Source organism: Nocardia abscessus NBRC 100374 (assembly GCF_000308455.1).
In the GTDB taxonomy this organism is placed as follows: domain Bacteria; phylum Actinomycetota; class Actinomycetes; order Mycobacteriales; family Mycobacteriaceae; genus Nocardia; species Nocardia abscessus.
In genome coordinates this window covers 1-856 of record NZ_BAFP01000116.1, presented here as the reverse complement: position 1 = coordinate 856, position 856 = coordinate 1, and the positions used below count along the sequence as shown (strand labels likewise).

Here is an 856-nt window from a genome sequence, read left to right as displayed (position 1 = left end):
CGGTGGGGGTGGGCAGAAGATCCCGCACGGGATCGGCGGCAGACCCGGAATCGTGATCATCACCTGCGTCGGCTGCGGCCGCGGCCGCGGCAGCGGCGCCTGACCCGCCGCCCGCGCCTGCTCGGCCGGATCGGTACCCGGCACACCGGTACGCACCGCCGACATATCCGAACCCGGCGACAACACCCCCGGCGGCACCAGATCCGGCGAAATCCGCACCTGCGTCGGCGAACCCCCACTCCGATAAGCCGCCGACCAACTCAGCACATTCGCCGCATACGCCATCGAGTTGTTGTACCGCAACACCGCCCGCAACTCCTGCGACCGATCCCGCAGATCCACACCCCCCGAACACAAATACTTCCCCGCCGCCAACGCAGCATCGAACACATTGTGCGGATCCGCCACCCCGTCCCCGTTCCCGTCCGCACCATAACCACCCCATGTCCCCGGCAAGAACTGCATCGGACCCAACGCCCGCACATACCCCCCATCAGCAGCCCTGATCACCTCGTTCCCCGGCAAACTCCCATCCAACGCCGGACCCAGAATCGGCGACACCGTCGTCCCCGCCGCATCCGTACGCCCACCCCGCGCATGCCCCGACTCGATCCGCCCGATCCCCGCCAGCAAATGCCACGACAACCCACACCCCGGCGCCGAAGACCCCAATGCCAACTCCGCATTCCGATACGCCGCCAACACCACCTCCGGAATCCCCAACGCACCCCCCACCGCGGGCAACGTAACCTCCTGCAACGGCACCACACCCGCGAATGGCGGCGACACCGCCCGCAACCGCCGCGGCAACTCCGGCGACACCGGCAACAACCCCGCCACCCGCGACTGTCCACCC

General features: G+C 68.7%; 2 pseudogenes. Both read right to left on the bottom strand.

Features of this window, described 5'->3' with window-relative positions:
• A pseudogene (locus tag ON19_RS43945) lies at positions 1-342 on the bottom strand (lytic transglycosylase); the annotation flags it as partial.
• Positions 343-408: 66 nt separating this feature from the next.
• Positions 409-465, bottom strand: a pseudogene (locus ON19_RS45015) (hypothetical protein); the annotation flags it as partial.
• Positions 466-856: the final 391 nt, after the last annotated feature.